This window comes from Luteibacter sp. 3190, from assembly GCF_031456385.1.
Taxonomy (GTDB): Bacteria; Pseudomonadota; Gammaproteobacteria; order Xanthomonadales; family Rhodanobacteraceae; genus Luteibacter.
Window position 1 is genome coordinate 2,120,481 of record NZ_JAVDUO010000001.1, and the last position, 18,598, is coordinate 2,139,078.

An 18,598-nucleotide genomic window follows, 5' to 3' on the forward strand; every position below is an offset into this window, starting at 1 on the left:
GGCCAGGCGCGTCAGCCGTCGTCGCGCGGCGCGCGGCGATACTGTGAGCGCTCGTCGGCCTGCTCCTGCTCGCGGCGATCCTGCTGCTTGCGCTCCTGGTCCCGGTATTTCGTGGTGACGGAATCCAGCGCCTTCGCGCGACCGCGCGCCGTCGCCCAGTCGTCGCGCGCGCGCTCGAGCGCCTTGCCGCGCCGTTCCACTTCGCTCATCTGCTGGACGATGGCCATGTCGATCTTCTGCAGGAACTGCTGACGGTTGAGCAGCGCCGTGACCCCGATGCCGTCCGGCATGCCCGCATACTCGTTGCGATAGCGGCGCAGTTCCGACAACTGGTGCTCGGCCTCCGCCACGGCGCGCTGGTGGGTGGCGAGCGCGAGCGTCGCCTTCTCCGCGCGCTCGGCGGCGAGATCGACGACGGGTTGCAGACGGTCGGCGCGGGAAGGCATCAGCCGGCCTGCGTCGTTTCGGCGAGACCGGCCTCGGCCTCGTCGAGATTCACGGGCACGTCGGTCTCCTGCTGCAGGAACGCCGAGAGACGCGGATACAGCGCGATGGCCTCGTCGGTGCGGGGATCGCTGCCCTTCTGGTACGCGCCCACGGCGATGAGGTCGCGCTGCTGGCGGTAGGCCGAATAGACCTGGCGGAAGCGCTGCGCGGAGCGCATGTGCTCCTTCGACACCACCGCCGGCATGACGCGGCTGATGGAGGCCTCGATGTCGATCGCCGGATAGTGCCCGGCCTCGGCCATGTCACGCGAAAGCACGATGTGGCCATCGAGGATCGCGCGCGCGGAGTCGGCGATCGGATCGTGGCGATAATCGTCGCCCTCGGTGAGCACCGTGTAGAACGCGGTGATGGAGCCGCGGCCCTCGGCATCGTTGCCGGCACGCTCGACGAGCGCCGGCAGCATGGCGAACACGGACGGCGGATAGCCCTTGGTCGCGGGCGGCTCGCCGATCGCGAGCGCGATCTCGCGCTGCGCCTGCGCGTAACGCGTCAGGGAGTCCATCAGCAGCAGCACGCGCTTGCCCTGGTCGCGGAAATGTTCCGCCACGGCGGTCGCCACCTGCGCCCCGCGCAGACGGGACAGCGGCGGCGCGTCGGCCGGCGCGGCGATGACGACCGCGCGGCGGCGACCTTCCTCGCCCAGCGTGTGATCGACGAATTCCTTCACTTCGCGGCCGCGTTCGCCGATCAGCCCGACGACCACGACGTCCGCGTCGGTGAAGCGGGTCATCATGCCCATGAGCGTGGATTTACCCACGCCGGAGCCGGCGAACAGGCCGATGCGCTGGCCGCGACCGACGGTCAGCAGCGAGTTGATGGCGCGGACGCCGGTGTCCAGCGGCGTATCGATCGGCTGGCGCAGCATCGGGTTGATCGGATCGCGGCGCAGCGGGACGCGCTCGCGCGCGTGGAGCGGCCCCTGTCCGTCCAGCGGCGCGCCATCCGGACCGATGACGCGTCCCAGCAGCGAATCGCCCACCGGGATGCCCGAGACGGCCGCGACCGGCGTCACCCTGGCGTTCGGCAGGACGCCGTGCATTTCACCCGTGGGCATGAGCAGGAGCCGGCCGTCGGAGAAACCGACGACCTCGGTTTCGAGCTGCTTGCCGTCGGCGCCAGCGACCATGCACCGCGCGCCCACCGGGGCTTCGCAGCCGACGGCCTCGAGCGTGAGGCCCACCACGCGGCGCAGCTTGCCCTCGGCCTGCATCGGCCGGACGTGTTCCGCGCCGGCGCGCTGGGCGGCGAGCGTCTCGCGCCAGCGCGCGTTGCGCGACGCGACGTGCTGCTCGGCGTTCACGGAGCGTCGGCCTCGTCGTCGTGGAGTTCGGGCTGCCCCTGCAACACGCTGTCGATGACGGCCGCCATGCGCGTGCGAACGCGACCGTCGAGGCGCGAGTGTTCGCTTTCGAGACGGACATCTCCACGCGCGAGCGCGGCGTCGTCGACGACGGTCCCTTCGTGGTCGAGCGACGAACGATGCTCGCGAACCAGCGCCGCGTCGGCGGGATGCAGGTGGATCTTCAGGTGTCGGGTCGCCGCCGGCAGCGCGTCGACCGCCTGGCGCACCACGTCCACGATCGTCTCCGGTCGCGTCGCGATCTCGTAGCCGAGGACGCGTTCGGCGATCACCGTCGCGAGCTGCGCGAGGTCGGCCGCCACCTCGTCGTCGAGGTCGGCGAAGGGACGCTGGACCGCAGCGACCAGCGCGTCGAAGCGCGCGACCTGCTCGGCGAGCTCACGCTTCGCCATCGCGCGACCCTCCGCGAGGCCGGCGTTGAAGCCTTCTTCGCGAGCCTGCCGTTCGATCGCCTCGATCTCGGCGACGGTGGGTCGATGCGGCCCCTCGTCGTCCTGCCCCGCGGGATCGGGCGAATCGACGCCGCCGACGACCGGGAGCTCCCAGCGCTCGAACTGTGCGACGCTCTCGCGGGCGAGGATCGAGGTCAGGCTCATCAGACGAATTCTTCCCCGCCGCCGGCGAGATTGATCTGGCCGGCGTCGGCGAGACGCCGCGCGGTGGCCAGCACTTCTTTCTGCGCCGCGTCCACTTCGGACAGACGCACCGGACCCTTGACCTCGAGGTCGTCACGCAGCATGTCGGCGGCACGCTTGGACATGTTCGAGAAGATCTTCTCGCGGATGGCGGCCTCCGCGCCCTTGAGCGCGGTGATCAGCCGTGCCGACGGCACTTCGCGCAACAGCGTCTGCATGCTGCGGTCGTCGAGATCGGCGAGATCGTCGAAGACGAACATCAGCTCCTCGATGCGCTCGCCCAGGCCCGAATCGATGCCGCGGATCGATGCCATCAGTTCCGCCTCCCGCGAGGTTTCCATCGCGTTGAGAATGTCGGCGGCGGCCTTGAGGCCACCCACGCTCGCGGATTTCAGCTTGTTGGAATTGCCCGAGAACTGGCGCTCCATGATCTCGTCGAGCTCGTTCAGCGCGTGCGGCTGCACGCCGTCGAGCGTCGCGATGCGCATGACGACGTCGCTGCGCGTGCGCGCCGGCAGGTAACCGATGACTTCGGCGGCCTGGTCGGACTCGAGGTGCGCCATGACGAGCGCGATGATCTGCGGATGTTCCTGCCCGATCATTTCGGCGATCGCGCGGCTCTCCATCCACTTCAGCGACTCCAGGCCCTTGCTGCTGCGGCCGAGGAGGATGCGGTCGATGAGGCCACCGGCCTTGTTCTCGCCCAGCGCGTTGACCAGGATGCGACGGATGTATTCCTCGGTGCCGACACCGATGGAGGTGTGCTGGCCGACGTCCTCCTGGAGGCGCGTCAGGACCTGATCCACCTGCTCCTTGCTCACGTTCTTCAGCGCGGCCATCGCCGTCCCCACGGCCTGCACGTCGCGTGCGCCGAGGTGCTTCAGGATCGATGCCGCGTCTTCCTCACCGAGCGTGAGGAGCAGGATCGCGGCGCGCTGCGCGCCCGTCAGGGCTTCCTTCTGCTCAGCCGCCATCGTCGGACACCCAGCTCTTCACCACTTGCGCCACCTGCTTCGGATTCTCGGCGGCCATGCGCTTGGCGAGGCCCACCTTCTGTTCATAGGCCAGCAACGCGGGCGAACCGAGCTGCGCCTGGGAGCCCGTGCTGACGCGATCGGGCGTCATGTCGTCGTCGTCGACCATGACCGACACGGTGGGCATGGGACCGGCGAGCGCGACATTGTTCATGGCCAGCGGCGCCGGCTTCAGCAGGCCCTTGAGGATGGGGCGCAGCACGAAGAAGCCGACGATCAGCGCGATCATCACGCCGAGGCCCTGTTTGATCAGGTCGAGCATGCCCGGGCGTTCCCAGAACGGCGTGCTCTGGGGCGCCTCTTCGGCCACGTTGCCGTGGAAGGCCTCGTTGATCACGCTGACGCTGTCGCCGCGCGCCGCGCTGAAACCCACGGCGTTCTTGGTCAGCTCGGTCAGGCGCGTGAGCTCTTCCGGCGTGAACGGCACGCTCTTCGTCTTGCCGTCCTTGTCGGGCACCTGCTTGTTGTCCACCACCACCGCGACGGAAAGACGCGCGACCTTGCCGGCCGGATCGGTGACATGGCTGACGGTGCGGTCCAGCTCGTAGTTGCGTGTCGCGTTCTGCGTCTGCTGCGTGGGCGTCTGCGTGGCCTGCGTGCTGGCCGTCTGCGCGCCCGCCTTGCCACCGGCGGCGGGATTCGCCGCCGTGGCGTTGGCGCCGGTGTTCGGCGGCTGGTTGCTGAGCGCGCCCGGCACGCCGCCGTTGTTCGCCGGCTCCGTGCGCGTGTCGCTGCTGGTCTGCTCGCTGCGCAGGGCGGGATTGTCGTGGTTGAACGTTTCGCTCGCCTTTTCGGTCTGCGAGAAATCGAGATCCGCGAACACCTGCGCACGCACCTTGCCCGCGCCGACCAGTGGCGTCAGGAGGTCTTCGACGCGCTGGGTGTACGTCGCTTCGATACGGTTCGACAGGCGCAGCCGGCTATCGCCGATCGCCGAGGCGCTGTCGGGATCGCTGACGGTGAGCAGATTGCCGGCCTGGTCGATGACCGACACCTGGCGGGTGTCGAGGTCAGGAACGCTGGCCGCGACCAGATGGACGATCGCGGCGACCTGGCCCTGGTCGAGCTGGCGACCGGGATACAGCGTCACGACGACGGACGCGCTGGCGGGCTTGTTGTCGCGGATGAACGCCGACGGCTTGGGCAGCGCGAGGTGGACGCGCGCCGCACGCACGGACTGCAGGCCCGCGATGGTGTTCGAAAGATCGTTTTCCAGCAGCGACTGGTAGCGGGAGCGCTCGGCCATGTCGCTCATGCCGAACGGCGAATCCGTCTGCGGCACGGCGCTGGCCGCGCTGCCCTGCGGGAGGCCCTGCCCCGCTAGCTTCAAGCGGACGCCAGCGACGTCGGCCGCGGGCACGAAGATGGAGCTGCCGTCGGTGCTCAGGGTGTACGGGGTATTGCCCGCCTGCAACGCCTGCGTGACGGCGGCGGCGTCCTTCTGCTCGAGGCCGCCGTAGAGCAGACCGTAGTTCGGAGCGCGGGACCACATCACCGCGGCGATGCCGATCGCGACGGCGCCGGCGATGCCGGCCAGCATGAAGAGCTGGCGGGCCGCCGGCGTCTGCGCCAGAGACTTCAGCGAATCCATGCGTGACGCCGTGTTGCTATCCGTGGTGGCTACGCCGTTGTCTGCCATGGTTCGGGTCGAATCCTGTCGGTGGGATCAACGTCGATCAGATCGACATGTTCATGATTTCTTTGTACGCATCGACCATCTTGTTGCGCACCTCGGTGAGGGCGCGGAACGAGAGGTCGGCTTTCTGGCCCTGGATCATCACCTGCGCGAGATCGATGCCGGGATCGCCGCGCTCGAACGCCATCGCCATGTCCTTCGCCTTGCCCTGCTGCTGCGAGACGCCTTCGATCGACTGCTTCAGGAGGTCGCCGAAGGCACCCTTCTCGGCCGCCGCCGTTTCGCCGACGCCCCGGATCGCGGGCATCTCGGTCTGCGCGCTGATGCGGCGCATCTGGAGCAGGAGGCTGTTGACGTCGATCGTGGTCATGACGGTTTTCCAACGCTTGCATCGGGTTTACGACACCCGATGCACGACCTGTGCCAACCGACGCGGCATCAGCCCGCCTGCACGGTCTCGGACAGGCCGTACTTGCGCAGCTTCTCGACCAGCGTCGTGCGCTGGACGCGCAGCAGCTTCGCGGCGTGGGCCACGACACCATTGGCGGAGTTCAGGGCCTGACGAATGAGACCGATCTCGATGCCGGCGAGGTGATCCTTCAGGTCGAGACCGCCCTGGGGAAGGACCGAGGGATCGCCCTCGCCGATGAAGGCGAAGGACTCCGTGACTTCCGGCTCGGCCTCCATCATGGCGATCAGTGCGGCGCCGGAGACCTCTTCCACCGGCAGCGCGCCGCGGTATTTTTCCGGCAGGTCGGCGGCGCGGACTTCGCCGTGCGGCATCAGGATCGCCATGCGCTCCACGAGGTTGGACAGCTCGCGGACGTTGCCCGGCCACGAATAACGGCACAGCGCGCCCACGGCGCTCGGCGAGAAACGCACCGAGGACAGGCCGCGCTGGACGAGGCGGTGGTTGAATTCGGACACGAGGGCGGGAAGGTCTTCGAGGCGCTGGCGCAGCGGCGGCATCTCGAGCGGGAAGACGCTCAGGCGGTAGAAGAGATCCTCGCGGAAGCTGCCGCGCTCGATGGCCCCTTCGAGGTCGCGGTGCGTGGCGGCGATGATGCGCACGTCGCAGCGCTGCGGACGGTTGCCACCCACGCGCTCGAAGACACGTTCCTGCAGCACACGCAGCAGCTTCACCTGCATCGGCAGGCTCATGTCGCCGATCTCGTCGAGGAACAGCGTGCCGCCCTCGGCCATCTCGAAGCGTCCCTTGCGGGTGCTGATGGCGCCGGTGAACGCACCCTTCTCATGGCCGAAGAGTTCGCTCTCGAGCAGTTCGGCCGGGATCGCGCCGCAGTTGATCGCGACGAACGGCTTGTCGCGACGCGGGGAGCAATCGTGGATGGTGCGCGCGACGAGTTCCTTGCCGCTACCCGATTCGCCCAGCACGAGCACACTGGAATCGAACGGCGCGACCTGGCGGATCAGCGCGTTCACGCGCTGCATCGGGCCCGACTGGCCAACGAAGCGGCGGCTGGACGCCGGCGGCTCGATCCGGGACTGGAGGCTGCGCAGCGCTTCCGACAGGCGCTCGTAGCGCAGCGGCATGTCGATCAGTTCGACGTTGCTGCTGCGGGTGTCGTCCGCGATCAGCGAGGTGGCCAGCGGTGAGTCGGCCGCGACCAGCATGGGAACGTTGCGGCCGCCGCGACCGAGCGACGCGAGGTGCGCTTCCAGCTCGTTCTCGTCTTCGACCGTGCCGACATAGACCCCCCGCCAGCTCTCGGCGACTTCACCGGCCGGCATGCGGCCGGCGACGACGGGACGGTAGCCCAGGAAGGCCAGCGCCGAGACGATGGTTTCGGCGCGCGTGGCGTCGGATTCGACGACAAGAAAGTGGGAAGACTTCACCTGGGATACCTCGCTTCATGCGTGTGATCGAAGTGCCTGGCGGGTTCCGCGATGGAATCCCGTCGGCTTCGTTGCAAGGTATCAATCAAGGAGCGTGCCAACGGCGGAATTCCGCCGCGCGAAGGCGGAAATTTACGTCGCGGTGCGGCGGAAAGGCGTCGCGGCCGGTCCCTACCGTCCGTGAGTGGAGCCCGCCGTGAAGGTCCGAAGCGTCAAGCGTGACGACAGGCGTCACGAATGTGACGCGGGGCGCCACGCGACGTTTCTACGTCACGTGACGTAAAAGGTCACATGCCTTCGGAAGAGCTTTCGACTGGCCGGGAATGTGCACGCGCTTCGGCCACCTGCCGGCGATGCTGGCGGAAAACCAGGCGCTCGATGCCGTCGCGGACGGCCTCCGTCAGCCCTTCGAAGACGATGAACCCCTTGCCGTCCGTTGGCCCGGCGGTGCGCACGCCCGGCAGCTCGAGCGGCAGCGCCCGGCAGACGTCGAAATGGATCTTGAGCAGGACCGGCTGGCCGACCGGCGGAAGGCCAGCCCAGGGCATGACCGCGCCGATGGCGTTGAAGCGCAGGTTGAGACGCGACGGCAGGCCCGCCTGCGGGAGCAGCAGCCGGTTCACGATCTCCATCAGAACGTTGAGCTTCGCGTCCAGCCGGGCCACTTCCTGAGTGAGTGGGCTGTCGTCCTCGGCGGTGTCGCTGCGGCGGTCCATCAGCGCCGACACCGCGACCAGCACGCTGGCGTTCCGGTCGTTGATCAGGGCGAGGGCCGCCCCGTCGGGCCTCGCGACGCTTTCGACGGTCGCGTGGAAGGCGGCATCCCAGGCCACCCGATCGGAAAAAGCCTTCCAGCCGTCGTCACTCATGCGCCCTGCCCCCTGCCGAGAGATTGCGGTCAGAACGAACTATACGCGGCCACGGCGCGACGGACGCGACGCGACGCTTCCCAGGCGATCGCCGCTTCGTCGCGGGCCACGGCGACGAGGTCCTTGATCAGGCCGTCGAGGAGCATGATCGACTTGAGCGACTCCAGCGTTTCGGGCGCCGGCCGCATGGTTCCGGTGCGGAGCACCGGGTCGCGCTCGGCCTCGAGCTCGACCAGGTCGTCCCAGCGCGAATCGCTGGCCGCGGCGTGCATCGACTCGGTCAGAGCCAGGGCCCGCGGCAGGTCGCACCAGACGTCGGTCATGCGCCGGCTCCGGCCACCTGGCGCGCCGCGACGGGAATCGCGACCCAGCTGTCGCGTACCTGCCCAAGCAGGCGGGTGACCTCGTCGAGGGCCTCGGTGTCATTGTGCAGGTTGGCGTGCAGGAGACGACGGCTCAGGTAGTCGTACAGGCCATCCAGCTGACCGACCAGCGGCGTCTCCACCTCGTGGTTCAGGCCCGCCTGGAGCGCGCCGACGATCTCGATCGCCTTGGAGATCGCCTCGCCCTTGGAGGCGACGTTGCCCGTGGCGATGCACGCCTGCGCGAGGCGAATGCGCTCGAGCGCACCGTCCATGAGCATGGTGACGAGACCGTGCGGATCGGCGGTTTCGAGGCCGCCCTGCGTGCGGATCTGCTGGTAGGCGCCTGCGCCCTGGGAATATCCGAGTGCCATGTCTGCGTGTCCTGGAGTCGTGCGTTACTTGCTGGTCGTCAGCGCGTCGAACTGCTGCTGGAGGTAGCTGCTGGTCCCGGCCAGCTTGGTCATCATCGCGTCGAGCGCGCTGTACTGTTTGGTCAGGCGCTTCGAGTAGTCGTCCATCTGCACGTCGAAGGCGTCCATCGCCTCCTTGATGTCCTTGGCCTTGTTCTGCAGGTTGGCCGTGCGCTGGGTGAGAATGCCGTTCGAAGCCGTCCATCCCGCGATCAGCTTGTCCAGCTTCGGTGCGATGCCGTTGTCGCCGCTCAGGAGGTTCTGCGCCTCCTTGGGGTTGTTCGCCATCACCTTCGTGAGCTTGTTGGTGTCGAGCTTGAGCGTGCCGTCGGTCTGGAAGGCCACGCCCAGGTCGCTCAGCGAACGCGGCCCCGACGAATTGCCCGCGAACTGCGAGCCCAGCAGCGTCGCGACCTGGCTCTTGATCGAGTTGACCGTGGCGTCACCGATCAGGGCACCGACCTGCTGGTTGGTCTGGTCGTACTTCGTGAGCTGTTTGTAGGTCGCGATGAACGAGTTATAGGCTGTGACGAGTGAATTCAGACCAGTCGTCACGGCGCTGGGATCATTGGTAATGACAAGCGTGGTCGGGGCATCTGCGCTGGTCGTGCCCGTCAGCGTCAACGTGACGCCATCGATCGCGGACGTCGCCGTGTTGGACGCACTCGTGGCCTTGACGTCGTCGACGTAGAAAACGGCATCCTGGGCGGCCGTTTGCGGCGTTCCCGTGGCGGGATCGAAATCCAGCTGCGCCAGGTTGCCGTCGCCCCCGCTGGTGGTGACCGTAAAGGCGTTTGCGGCGCCCGTCGAGACGGACGTCAGCACCAGATGCGCGCCATCCGCACCAGTGACGATGCTCGCGGTGACGCCAGGATTGTCCTTCGCCTTGTTGATGGCGTCGCGCACGTTCTCGAGGGTATTGGCGCCGGAAGCGACATCGAGACTCATCGACTTGTCGCCGATCGCGATCGTGATGTTGCCCGTGCCGATCGCGGCCTTGCTGCCCTCGAACGCCGGCGACATGATCTTCTGCGAGGTCGCCAGCTGGTCAACCTTGATCTTGTAGGTATTGGGCTGCGCGGTCGAGTCGACCGTAGCGGTGAGCGCCTTGCTGTCGCCCACGCTGACTTTCTGCGTCTTGAACGCCGTGCCGTCGGTCAGCGCCTTGATGGCGCTCTGCAGGCTCGTCAGCGACGAGGAGAAATTCCCGACGGCCGAAATCTGGGTGGTGTTCGCCTGCGAGTCCGCGGCGTATTTCGCGTCCTGCGCCTTGCGCTTGTTCGCGACGAGGTTCGTGACGATCGACGCGACGTCGATCGAGCTGGAACCGATGTTGACGGGACTGGTGGCCATGAAGCTCTCCTGGAAGACGCCTCACTGCCCTGGGCGCCAATTTGTCGACGGCTGGCCCCCTTTCGAGAGCCAGCCGTGACAACTAAGCAATTACCCTGCCAAGCCCGGGAGAACCTCCCCGGGCCCGGTGAGCCCTTCCCTGTTACTGGAGGAGCTTCTGGACGATCTGCTGGCTCTGGTTCGCCTGGGCGAGGACCGAGACGCCGGCCTGCTGCAGGATCTGAGCCGAGGACATGTTCGCCGTTTCCTGGGCGAAGTCGGCGTCGGTAATGGCCGACTTCGAAGCCGTCAGGTTCTGCGAGATGTTCTGCAGGTTCGAGATCGTGGACTCGAAGCGGTTCTGCACCGCGCCGAGGTCCGAGCGGAGGCTCGAGATCGACTGGAGGGCGGCATCGATGCGGTTGATCGTGTCGTTGGCGCCGTCGACCGTCTTGATGCTGGAGTCGGCAAGGGTCTTCGTGGTGCCAACCGCGCTGGTGGCGGCGAAGCCCAGGTTGGCTTGCTCGGTGCCCGAAACGGCGATCGACTTGGCCGAGGCGACGTTCAGCTTGCCGTCCGTGCCCACGTATGCCGTTACGCCCTCGCTGGAGTGGCTATTGATGGCGTCGGCTACGTCCTGCGCGTTCTTGAACGTACCGGTGATGTCGAACGACGTACCGCCACCGATCGAGAAGGTCAGGTCGCCCGCGTCGAGCGTCTTGCCCACGGAGTTATCCGTAACGTCGATCGACGTCGCCGTCGTGGCGTTGGCGGCGACGGTAAAGTCGCTGCCCAGCTGATTCTTCAAGAAGGTGATGGCGTCGGCCTGCGTCGCGCCCGTGTAGTCACCCCAGTCGACCGACTTGCTGCCGTACGTGACGACGCCCTTGGTGCTTGCGTTCGCGGTGGTCCAGTCGGTGGTCTGGGCGGTCGTCACGGTCGTGCCGAGCTTGCCACTCAGGTCGATGGAATCGGTGGCCAGCTGGCCGACCTGGTTCGCCTTCATGCCCTTGTCGAGGCCGACGGTGATGACTTCACCGACGTTGGCACCGACCTGGAAGCTGAGTTCCTTGGCGGAACCGTCCAGCACCTTCATGCCGTTGAAGTTCGTCTGCGTGGCGATACGCGTCACTTCCGACAGACGCTGCTGCACTTCGGCGTCCAGCGCTTCGCGGTCGCTCGGCGAGTTGGAGGCGTTGGTCGACTGCACGGCCAGCTCGCGGATGCGCTGCAGGTTGTTCGTGACCTCGTCGAGGGCCGACTCGGTCGTCTGCGACAGCGAGATACCGTCGTTGGCGTTCTGGACGGCGCGGTTCAGACCGTTGATCTGCGTGGTGAAGCGGGTCGAGATCGCGAGGCCGGCGGCGTCGTCCTTCGCGCTGTTGATGCGGTTGCCCGACGACAGGCGCGCGATCGCGGAGGACAGCTTCGTCTGCGAGGTGCTCAGGTTACGCTGAGCATTCAGCGACATGATGTTGGTGTTGATGGTCAGAGCCATGGGATTGATCCTTGGTAAGCGGAACCGAAATGCCGGATTGATGTGCGGCGTAGTCCGGCGGGGTTCCGTTAGGAAAGCCTTCCGCCTCAGAGAGGTTTACGGCACGCCGGGGAGAAACTTGAGGACTTTTTCTACCTGTCAACCACTTTTCGATCAGCGCCCGCCCCGAAAGCCCGTGCCGGCCGCTGTCAGGGTTATTTATCGGCACACCCGGCGAGGGGTTTAGGCCTTTTTTCAAGGAATGCAATGCCGCAATACGGCAAGGTCGAGGCCTACCCGGCGCCCATAAAAAAAGGCGGCCCTAAGGCCGCCCCAAGCACGTCGCCGTGCGTCTCGACGTTCTTATTTGAGGTAATTGAACAGCGTGAGGCCCTGCATCTTCACGAAGGCCTGCTGCGCGGCGTTGAGTGCCGTCTGCTGCTGCGCGAACTTGCTCGACGCACTGGCGTAGTCGAGCTCGGTGAGGTTCGACAGCGTGCTGGCATACTGCAGGCTGACGTCCGCGCCGATCTGCGTCTGCTGATCGAGCGTGTTCATGCGCGCGCCGATCTTCGTGCGCGTGTCGAGAAAACTCGTCGCGGCCTGATCCAGGTTCTGCAGCTGCGCGTTGATCTGGTTGTTCATCGGGGCGCCACCGCCCGGCGTCTCGAACGCGGCGATGATGCCGGCCACCGTCGAGAAGACGTCCTGCGACGACGACGGCGCGACCGCGAACGTATCGCCCGTCGCGGGCGTGCCCGTGAGGTTGAGCTGCGTACCCTTGAAGTTGATGGTGCCGGTTTCCCCGGTATAGGTGCCGGTGGAGATGGGTGGCAGCGTCGGATCGGTCGCATCGCGTACTTCGTACGTGGTCGGCGACGTGAAGGTGATCGAATACTTGCCGCCATCCCACGCGGAGGCGTCAGTCACCGACGTCGCGCCCACCACCGCGGTACCCGTGTTGGCCGCGCCCGCCGACGTGATGAAGGTGCCGTTGCCGCCGCGGATCTGCATGAAGACGTCCGAACCGCTGTCACCCGTCGCCACCTGCATGCCCGCCGCCGCGGCGACCATGCGCTGGTTCTGGTCGCCGCCGTAGCTGACGCTGAGGTCGTCGATCGTGAAGGGCTGCGTGCTGGTCCGGCTGCCGGCGAAAATGTACTCGCCCTGCCCGTCGCGGGTATTGGCGAGCGCCACGAGTTGCTTGAGCGTCTGCCGCAGCTCGGTGGCGATGGACTGACGCGACTCGTTGGTCTGCGTGCCGTTCATGCCTTCGAGCGTGATCGAGCGGATGCGATCGAGGATGTCGCCCGCGGAGTTCAGTGCCTGCTCCTCGGTCGACAGGCGCGACGTCGCGGACTGGATGTTGCGCGTGTACTGGTCGTTCTGCGCGGCGGCGGAACTGGTGTCCACCGCGCGCGCGGCGGCGGCGGGGTTGTCGGAGGGCGACTGGATGGCCTTGCCGTTGCCGAGCGCCAGCTGCGTCTGCGACAGCTGGTACTGGCGATCGAGCATCGTGTTGACCGCCTGCTGCTGGCCCCAGGACGTGGAAATGCGCATCGTCAGCCTCGTACCGCGCTCAGGAGGGAATCGAAAATGGTGTTGGCCGCGTTGATCACCTGCGCCGACGCCGCGTACGCCTGCTGGAAACGAAGCAGGTTGGAGGCCTCTTCGTCCAGGTTGACGCCGGAAAGGCTCTGCTGCGATGCCATGGCCTGGTCGAGGATGCTCTGTTGCGCGTCTAGCGCGGTGTTGGCCTGCGCGCCCGCCGTGCCCACCTGGGCGATCAGCTGGCTGTAGGACTTGCCCACCGTCGTGACGCCGTTGTCCAGCACGCCCTTGTTGGCGACGTCCGCCAGCGCGAGCGCGTTCCCGTTGTCGCCGCTGGCCGAACCCGCCGGCTTCACGGAGAACGTGTCGTTAGCGGCAGGAACACCCGACAGCTTTAGCGTCCAGCCGTTTCCGGTGATCGTGTCGCCGTCCGTGTAGTTCTGCAGCGGGCCGCCGTTGACCCGGTAGGTGGTGGGCGATTCGAAGACGATATCGACGGGCGTCCTGAAGTTCGGATCGGCGACGTCCGTCACCGTCAGCTTGCCGGGGACGCCCTTGCCCGTATTGGTCGATGCCTTGGTCGCGGCCAGGGGACCGGAGGCCGCGATCTTGTTGGTATCGGACACGACCACGCTGATCGTGGAGGCCGCGTTACGCGTGGGCTGGATCTGCACGCTGTCGCCGGCCTGAGGGGTACCGGAGGGCACCGTAATCGCGAGGCCATCGATGAGGATCGGGTCGCCGGCCGCGCCGGTACCCGTGGAAGGCACCGTGACGCCCGCGGTGGTCGATACCACCCACTTGGCACCGTCGTAGCGCACGATGTAGTCGGAGGCGCCGAGCTTGCCCACGTCGGTGACGGTGGCCGTGACCTGCGCGTTGCCCTTGTTGTTGCTGTTGTTGAGCACCGCCGGATCGGCGATGTCGAAGAACTTGCCGCCGGCGTCGCCATTCAGGTCGATGCCCTGCGCGTGCTGCTTGTTGAACGCGTCCGTCATCGCGATCGCCGCGCGCCCGAGCTGGTTCCTCGCTGGATCCAGCACGTTCGTGCGGAAATCGAACGTCGCGCCCAGCGATCCGGAACCGAGCTGGCTGCTGATGATCGAACCGCTCGGGCCGACTACTTCGAGGCGGGACGCGTCGTACGGGTTGTTGGCGGTGGAGAGCTGGGTGGACGCCGTGCCGTTCACGAGCGGCAAGCCGTTACCTACCGAGACGGTGACCATGTTGTTGCCGGCATCGCTGACGTTGACGCCGACGATCTGCGAGAGCTGCGAAATCGCCTGATCGCGTGCGTCGAGAAGGTCGTTCGGCGCCGCGCCGCCGACGGACGCGCGCTGGATCTGGCCGTTGAGGTCCGCGATGCTCTTGGCGAGGCTGTTGATGGAGTCGACGGACGTGCTGATCTGCTGGTTGGTCTGCTTGTCGATCTGCTGGAACTGCGACGACAGCGAGCGGAACGTGGCCACCAGCGTGTTCGCCTTGCCGATCAGGGCCTGGCGGCTCGCCGTGTCGATGGGCGCGTTCGCGACGTCGCTGACCGCGCCGAAGAAGCCATCGAGCGCCGTCTGCAGGTTGGCCGAACCGCTGACGGCATTGTTCGCCGCGGCCGTGAAACCGGCGTACTGCACCGCCCTGCTCTGCCCGGAACTGGCCGACCAGACGGCTTGCGTCAGGAACTGGCTGTACGCGCGCTGGACGCTGGTCGCGTCGGCGCCCTGTCCGATGTAGTAGCCGCCGCTGAACTGCGGGGCCCGCGCGTTGAAGGTCGTCGTCTGCCGCGTGTAACCCGCGGTGTTGACGTTGCTGATGTTGTGTCCGACGGTCGACAGGCCGACTTGCGAGGCAAGCAGGCCCGAAATTCCGGTGGAGAGCAGATCGGCCATCGTCGTTATCCTTTACCTTGCGTTCCGTCAGAGGTCTTCGGCGAAGCGTTCCAGCGCCGCGAGCGCCTGCTTCATGACAGGACCGTTGGCGATATCGGTGAGCTTCTTGGCGTAGCTGGGATCGGTCGCGTAGCCGCCCTTGACGAGCGCGTGCGCGAAACCGGCCACATCGTCGCCGCGCCCCACGGCCGCCGCATAGCGGGGACTGCTCGAAACCATGTCGGCGTAATCCTGGAAGGATTCGGACGGCGAGTCGTACGCGCGGAAGCTGTCCTTCCTGCGCACCGCCACGCCGTCTTCGTACTCCAGCGTCGGCACGTTGACGCGCTTGCCGTCCCAGCTGCTGCCCGCCTTGATGCCGAACATGTTGAAGCTGGTGGTGCCGCCCTGGGCGGGCATGTGCTTGCCCCAGCCGGTCTCGAGCGCCGCCTGCGCGAGGAGCGCGCGCACGGAGACGCCGAGCTTCTTCGCCGCCTCGATCGCGTGCGGCGCGAGCTTCTGGACGAAATCCTCGGGGCTGGTCATCTTGCCCACCGCGTTGGCGACCGCGTTGGCGCCCTCGCCGACGGCGCGCCCGGCGCGACCGATCATGCGCTCGAGCGAGTCCATCAGGCCGCTTTCCTGGTCCGACGGCGACGACACCGCGGCCGCCGTGCTGGCGTCGCCGGTGACGCCGGCGAAGAGGTCGGCGGACCCGCCGGACGACGGCGCGGCGCCGCCGAGCTGACGGATGAGCATGTCGGCAATGCCGATGCCCTTGCCCTGTGACAACGTCAACGAGAGCTGGTGGTCGAACATGTCGCGGTAGGCCGTGCCGGCCTGCGAGCCCATGATGTCGTCGCCCATGGCCGCGCTCGCGTCGCGCATGGACTTCAGCATCATCTGGGTGAAGATCGATTCGAATTGCTTCGCGACGACCGGAAGGGCCGTCTTCGAATCCGTCTGCGCGGCCGAGCGCAGGCCGGCGAACGCGGACATGTCCGTGTAGGTACCGAGCCTCTGGTTGTCGACCGTGACCGCCATGTCAGATCACCACGAGTTCGGCGTGCAGGGCACCGGATTCCTTGAGCGCCTGCAGGATGGAGATGAGGTCGCTCGGCGACGCCCCGACCTGGTTGACCGCGCGCACGATGGCGTCGAGGCTGGTGCCCGGGCCGAACTTGAACATGTGGCCGCCCTCTTCGCTCACGGCGACCTGGCTGCTCGGGACCACCGCCGTCTGGCCGCGGCTGAACGGCGCCGGCTGGCTGACCTGCGGCTGCTCGCTGATCGTGACCTGGATCGCGCCGTGGGCGACCGCGGCCGCCCCGACCTTGACGTCGGAACCGATGACCACCGTTCCGGTGCGCGAATTGACGATGATGCGCGCCGGCGCGTCGCCGGGCGTGACCTCCAGAGCCTGGATCGTCGACAGCCAGGACACGCGCTGCGACGGGTCCATCGGCGCGCGCACCGCGACCGAGCCGGAGTCCAGGGCGTTCGCCGTTCCGGCGCCGAAGTTCTGGTTCACGGCCTGCGCGATGCGCGCCGCGGTGGTGAAGTCGGCCGTGTTGAGATTCAGCATGAGGTCGCCGCCCTTGTCGAACGACGTGGCGACGCTGCGCTCGATGCTCGCGCCACCGGGAATGCGGCCGCTGGCGGAAATGTTCACCTGGACGCTGGAGCCGCTCTTGCCCTGCGCGCTGACACCGCCGACGACGACGCTGCCCTGGGCGATGGCGTAGACCTGTCCATCGGCGCCCTTGAGGGGCGACATGAGCAGTTCGCCACCGCGGATGCTCTTGGCGTTGCCGATCGAGGCCACGGTGACGTCGATGCGCTGGCCCGGCTTGGCGAACGGCGGTAGTTCCGCCGTGATGGTCACGGCCGCGGCGTTCTTCAGCTGCGGGCGGACGTTGGCCGGCACGTTGACGCCGAACTGCTGGAGCATGTTCTCCAGGCTCTGCGTCGTGAAGGGTGCCTGGCTGGTCTGGTCGCCGCTGCCGTCGAGGCCGACCACGAGGCCGTAGCCGATCAGCTGGTTGCTGCGGACGCCGCCAACCTGCACGAGATCGCGGATGCGGTCGGCGTGCGCCGGCACGATGGCGCCGAGCGCGAGCACGGCCGCGGCGGTGCGAACGATGGCGCGGAAGCGATGCATGGCGCTCATCAGAACGGCATCCACTTGGAGTCGAAGAAGCGCGACAGCCAGCCGCGCGTGTTCGAATCGGCGAGCGTGCCCTTGCCCACGTATTCGATACGGGCGTCGGCGACGCGGCTCGACGCGACGATGTTGTCGTTGCCGATGTCCTGCGGACGGACGATGCCCGAGATGCGCACGAGCTCCTCGCCCTGGTTGATCGTGAGCCACTTCTCGCCGCGCACGACGAGGGCACCGTTGGACAGGCGCTGCGCCACCGTCACGGTGATCTCGCCGGTCAGCTGGTTGCTCTGGCTCGACGCGCCGTCGCCGTCGAACGCGTTGTTGCTGGACAGGGCGCTGTCGGCGCTCTTGCCACCGATGCGCAGGCCCTGCCCGAGAATCGTGGGCGATGCGATGTTGTTGCCGTTCTTCTTGCTGGTGCTGGTCGCGGCCTTCTTGCTGGCCTGCGTCGACTCGACCAGCGCGATCGTCAGGATGTCGCCGATGCGATGCGCGCGCGGGTCGGCGAACAGCTCCATCGACTGCTGATCGGCATAGATGGACCCGGTGGCGCGCGGCTGCGCGGCGGGCTCTTCGGGAAGCGTCGCCGTATACATCGGCTTCGGCGTGGGCGGCACGATCGCACAGCCCGCGAGCGTGGCGAGCGGCAGCGCGGCGGCGAGGAGGCGGGCGATGAAGCGGTTCATGACGTGTCTCAGGTCTTGTTGGAGATGAACTGGAGCATCTGGTCCGCGGCGGAGATCGCTTTCGAGTTCATCTCGTAGGCGCGCTGCGTCTCGATCATGTTCACCATCTCCTCGACCACGTTGACGTTCGACGTTTCGAGGGAGTGCTGCTGGATCGTGCCCAGGCCATTGAGGCCGGCCGTGCCCGTCTGCGGGGCGCCGCTGGCGGCGGTTTCGAGATAGAGGTTGTCGCCGCGCGGCTCGAGACCCGCGGGGTTGACGAAGTCGGCCAGCTGGATGGTGCCGATCTGCTGCGAGGCCGCGCTGCCGGCCGTCGTCACGCTGACGGTGCCATCCTTGCCGATGCTGATCGTCGACGCGTTGGCGGGAATGGTGATCGCCGGCTCGATCGGATAGCCGTCGTTGGTGACGATCTGGCCGTCCTGGTCGCGCTTGAGGCCGCCGTCGCGCGTGTAGCCGACGGTGCCGTCCGGCATCGTCACCTGCAGGAAGCCACGGCCGTCGATGCGGACGTCGAGGGGGTTGTCCGACTGCTGCACGCCGCCCTGCTCGAACATCTTCTGCGTGCCGACCACGCGCACGCCGGTGCCGATCATGAGGCCCGTCGGCGACTGCGTCTGTTCCGTCGTCTGCGCGCCGGCCTGGCCGCGGTTCTGGTAGGCGAGGTCTTCGAATTCCGCGCGCGAGCGCTTGAACGCGGTGGTGTTCGTGTTGGCCAGGTTGTTCGAGACGACGTCCATGCGCGTCTGCTGCGCATCGAGGCCGGTCTTGGCGATCCAGAGGGACGTGAACATCGTTGACTCCTGCGCGTGCGCGCTTGACGTGCCGGCGACGGGTTTCCGTCGCGGCG

General features: G+C 67.2%; 18 protein-coding genes. All 18 read right to left on the bottom strand.

Annotated elements, in window-relative coordinates; all coding sequences use genetic code 11:
* Window positions 1-11 precede the first annotated feature (11 nt).
* Entirely contained in the window at window positions 12-446 is a 435-nt protein-coding gene (fliJ, locus tag J2X58_RS09595; protein ID WP_090052102.1) for a flagellar export protein FliJ, read from the bottom strand.
* The gene (gene fliI / locus J2X58_RS09600) at window positions 446-1,807 is read right to left on the bottom strand and encodes a flagellar protein export ATPase FliI (RefSeq protein WP_090052101.1); all 1,362 of its coding nucleotides are present in this window, start codon (window positions 1,805-1,807) and stop codon (window positions 446-448) included. The genes fliJ and fliI overlap by 1 nt, the downstream gene beginning before the upstream one ends.
* Window positions 1,804-2,463, bottom strand: coding sequence for a flagellar assembly protein FliH (locus tag J2X58_RS09605; protein WP_310047805.1), 660 nt, complete (start codon window positions 2,461-2,463; stop codon window positions 1,804-1,806). The genes fliI and J2X58_RS09605 overlap by 4 nt, the downstream gene beginning before the upstream one ends.
* Window positions 2,463-3,452: a flagellar motor switch protein FliG gene (gene fliG, locus J2X58_RS09610; RefSeq protein ID WP_254779213.1), complete on the bottom strand. Its 990-nt coding sequence runs from the start codon at window positions 3,450-3,452 to the stop codon at window positions 2,463-2,465. The genes J2X58_RS09605 and fliG overlap by 1 nt, the downstream gene beginning before the upstream one ends.
* A gap of 13 nt (window positions 3,453-3,465) precedes the next feature.
* Entirely contained in the window at window positions 3,466-5,175 is a 1,710-nt protein-coding gene (gene fliF / locus J2X58_RS09615; protein ID WP_090052095.1) for a flagellar basal-body MS-ring/collar protein FliF, read from the bottom strand.
* A gap of 37 nt (window positions 5,176-5,212) precedes the next feature.
* Window positions 5,213-5,542, bottom strand: coding sequence for a flagellar hook-basal body complex protein FliE (gene fliE, locus J2X58_RS09620; protein WP_090176733.1), 330 nt, complete (start codon window positions 5,540-5,542; stop codon window positions 5,213-5,215).
* Window positions 5,543-5,610: 68 nt separating this feature from the next.
* On the bottom strand, window positions 5,611-7,029 hold the full coding sequence (locus J2X58_RS09625; protein ID WP_310047807.1) for a sigma-54 dependent transcriptional regulator: 1,419 nt from the start codon (window positions 7,027-7,029) through the stop codon (window positions 5,611-5,613).
* Window positions 7,030-7,316: 287 nt separating this feature from the next.
* A complete protein-coding gene (locus tag J2X58_RS09630) occupies window positions 7,317-7,898 on the bottom strand; it encodes a PilZ domain-containing protein (RefSeq protein ID WP_310047808.1) in 582 nt (193 codons plus the stop codon).
* A gap of 29 nt (window positions 7,899-7,927) precedes the next feature.
* Window positions 7,928-8,221, bottom strand: a complete 294-nt coding sequence (locus J2X58_RS09635; protein WP_090052088.1) for a flagellar protein FliT — start codon at window positions 8,219-8,221, stop codon at window positions 7,928-7,930.
* Window positions 8,218-8,634: a flagellar export chaperone FliS gene (gene fliS, locus J2X58_RS09640; RefSeq protein WP_310047810.1), complete on the bottom strand. Its 417-nt coding sequence runs from the start codon at window positions 8,632-8,634 to the stop codon at window positions 8,218-8,220. The genes J2X58_RS09635 and fliS overlap by 4 nt, the downstream gene beginning before the upstream one ends.
* A 24-nt stretch (window positions 8,635-8,658) precedes the next feature.
* On the bottom strand, window positions 8,659-10,026 hold the full coding sequence (gene fliD, locus J2X58_RS09645) for a flagellar filament capping protein FliD (protein ID WP_310047812.1): 1,368 nt from the start codon (window positions 10,024-10,026) through the stop codon (window positions 8,659-8,661).
* Between the two features lie 142 nt (window positions 10,027-10,168).
* Complete coding sequence (locus tag J2X58_RS09650) at window positions 10,169-11,503, bottom strand: flagellin (protein WP_310047813.1); 1,335 nt, start codon at window positions 11,501-11,503, stop codon at window positions 10,169-10,171.
* Window positions 11,504-11,845: 342 nt separating this feature from the next.
* Complete coding sequence (gene flgL / locus J2X58_RS09655; protein ID WP_310047815.1) at window positions 11,846-13,042, bottom strand: flagellar hook-associated protein FlgL; 1,197 nt, start codon at window positions 13,040-13,042, stop codon at window positions 11,846-11,848.
* A gap of 2 nt (window positions 13,043-13,044) precedes the next feature.
* Complete coding sequence (gene flgK, locus J2X58_RS09660; protein ID WP_310047817.1) at window positions 13,045-14,919, bottom strand: flagellar hook-associated protein FlgK; 1,875 nt, start codon at window positions 14,917-14,919, stop codon at window positions 13,045-13,047.
* A 27-nt stretch (window positions 14,920-14,946) separates the two neighbouring features.
* Complete coding sequence (gene flgJ, locus J2X58_RS09665) at window positions 14,947-15,942, bottom strand: flagellar assembly peptidoglycan hydrolase FlgJ (protein WP_310047819.1); 996 nt, start codon at window positions 15,940-15,942, stop codon at window positions 14,947-14,949.
* A gap of 1 nt (window position 15,943) precedes the next feature.
* Window positions 15,944-17,059, bottom strand: coding sequence for a flagellar basal body P-ring protein FlgI (locus tag J2X58_RS09670; RefSeq protein WP_090055540.1), 1,116 nt, complete (start codon window positions 17,057-17,059; stop codon window positions 15,944-15,946).
* Between the two features lie 8 nt (window positions 17,060-17,067).
* On the bottom strand, window positions 17,068-17,748 hold the full coding sequence (flgH, locus tag J2X58_RS09675; RefSeq protein WP_310047820.1) for a flagellar basal body L-ring protein FlgH: 681 nt from the start codon (window positions 17,746-17,748) through the stop codon (window positions 17,068-17,070).
* Window positions 17,749-17,756: 8 nt separating this feature from the next.
* Window positions 17,757-18,542: a flagellar basal-body rod protein FlgG gene (gene flgG / locus J2X58_RS09680; protein ID WP_310047821.1), complete on the bottom strand. Its 786-nt coding sequence runs from the start codon at window positions 18,540-18,542 to the stop codon at window positions 17,757-17,759.
* Between the last annotated feature and the right edge of the window lie 56 nt (window positions 18,543-18,598).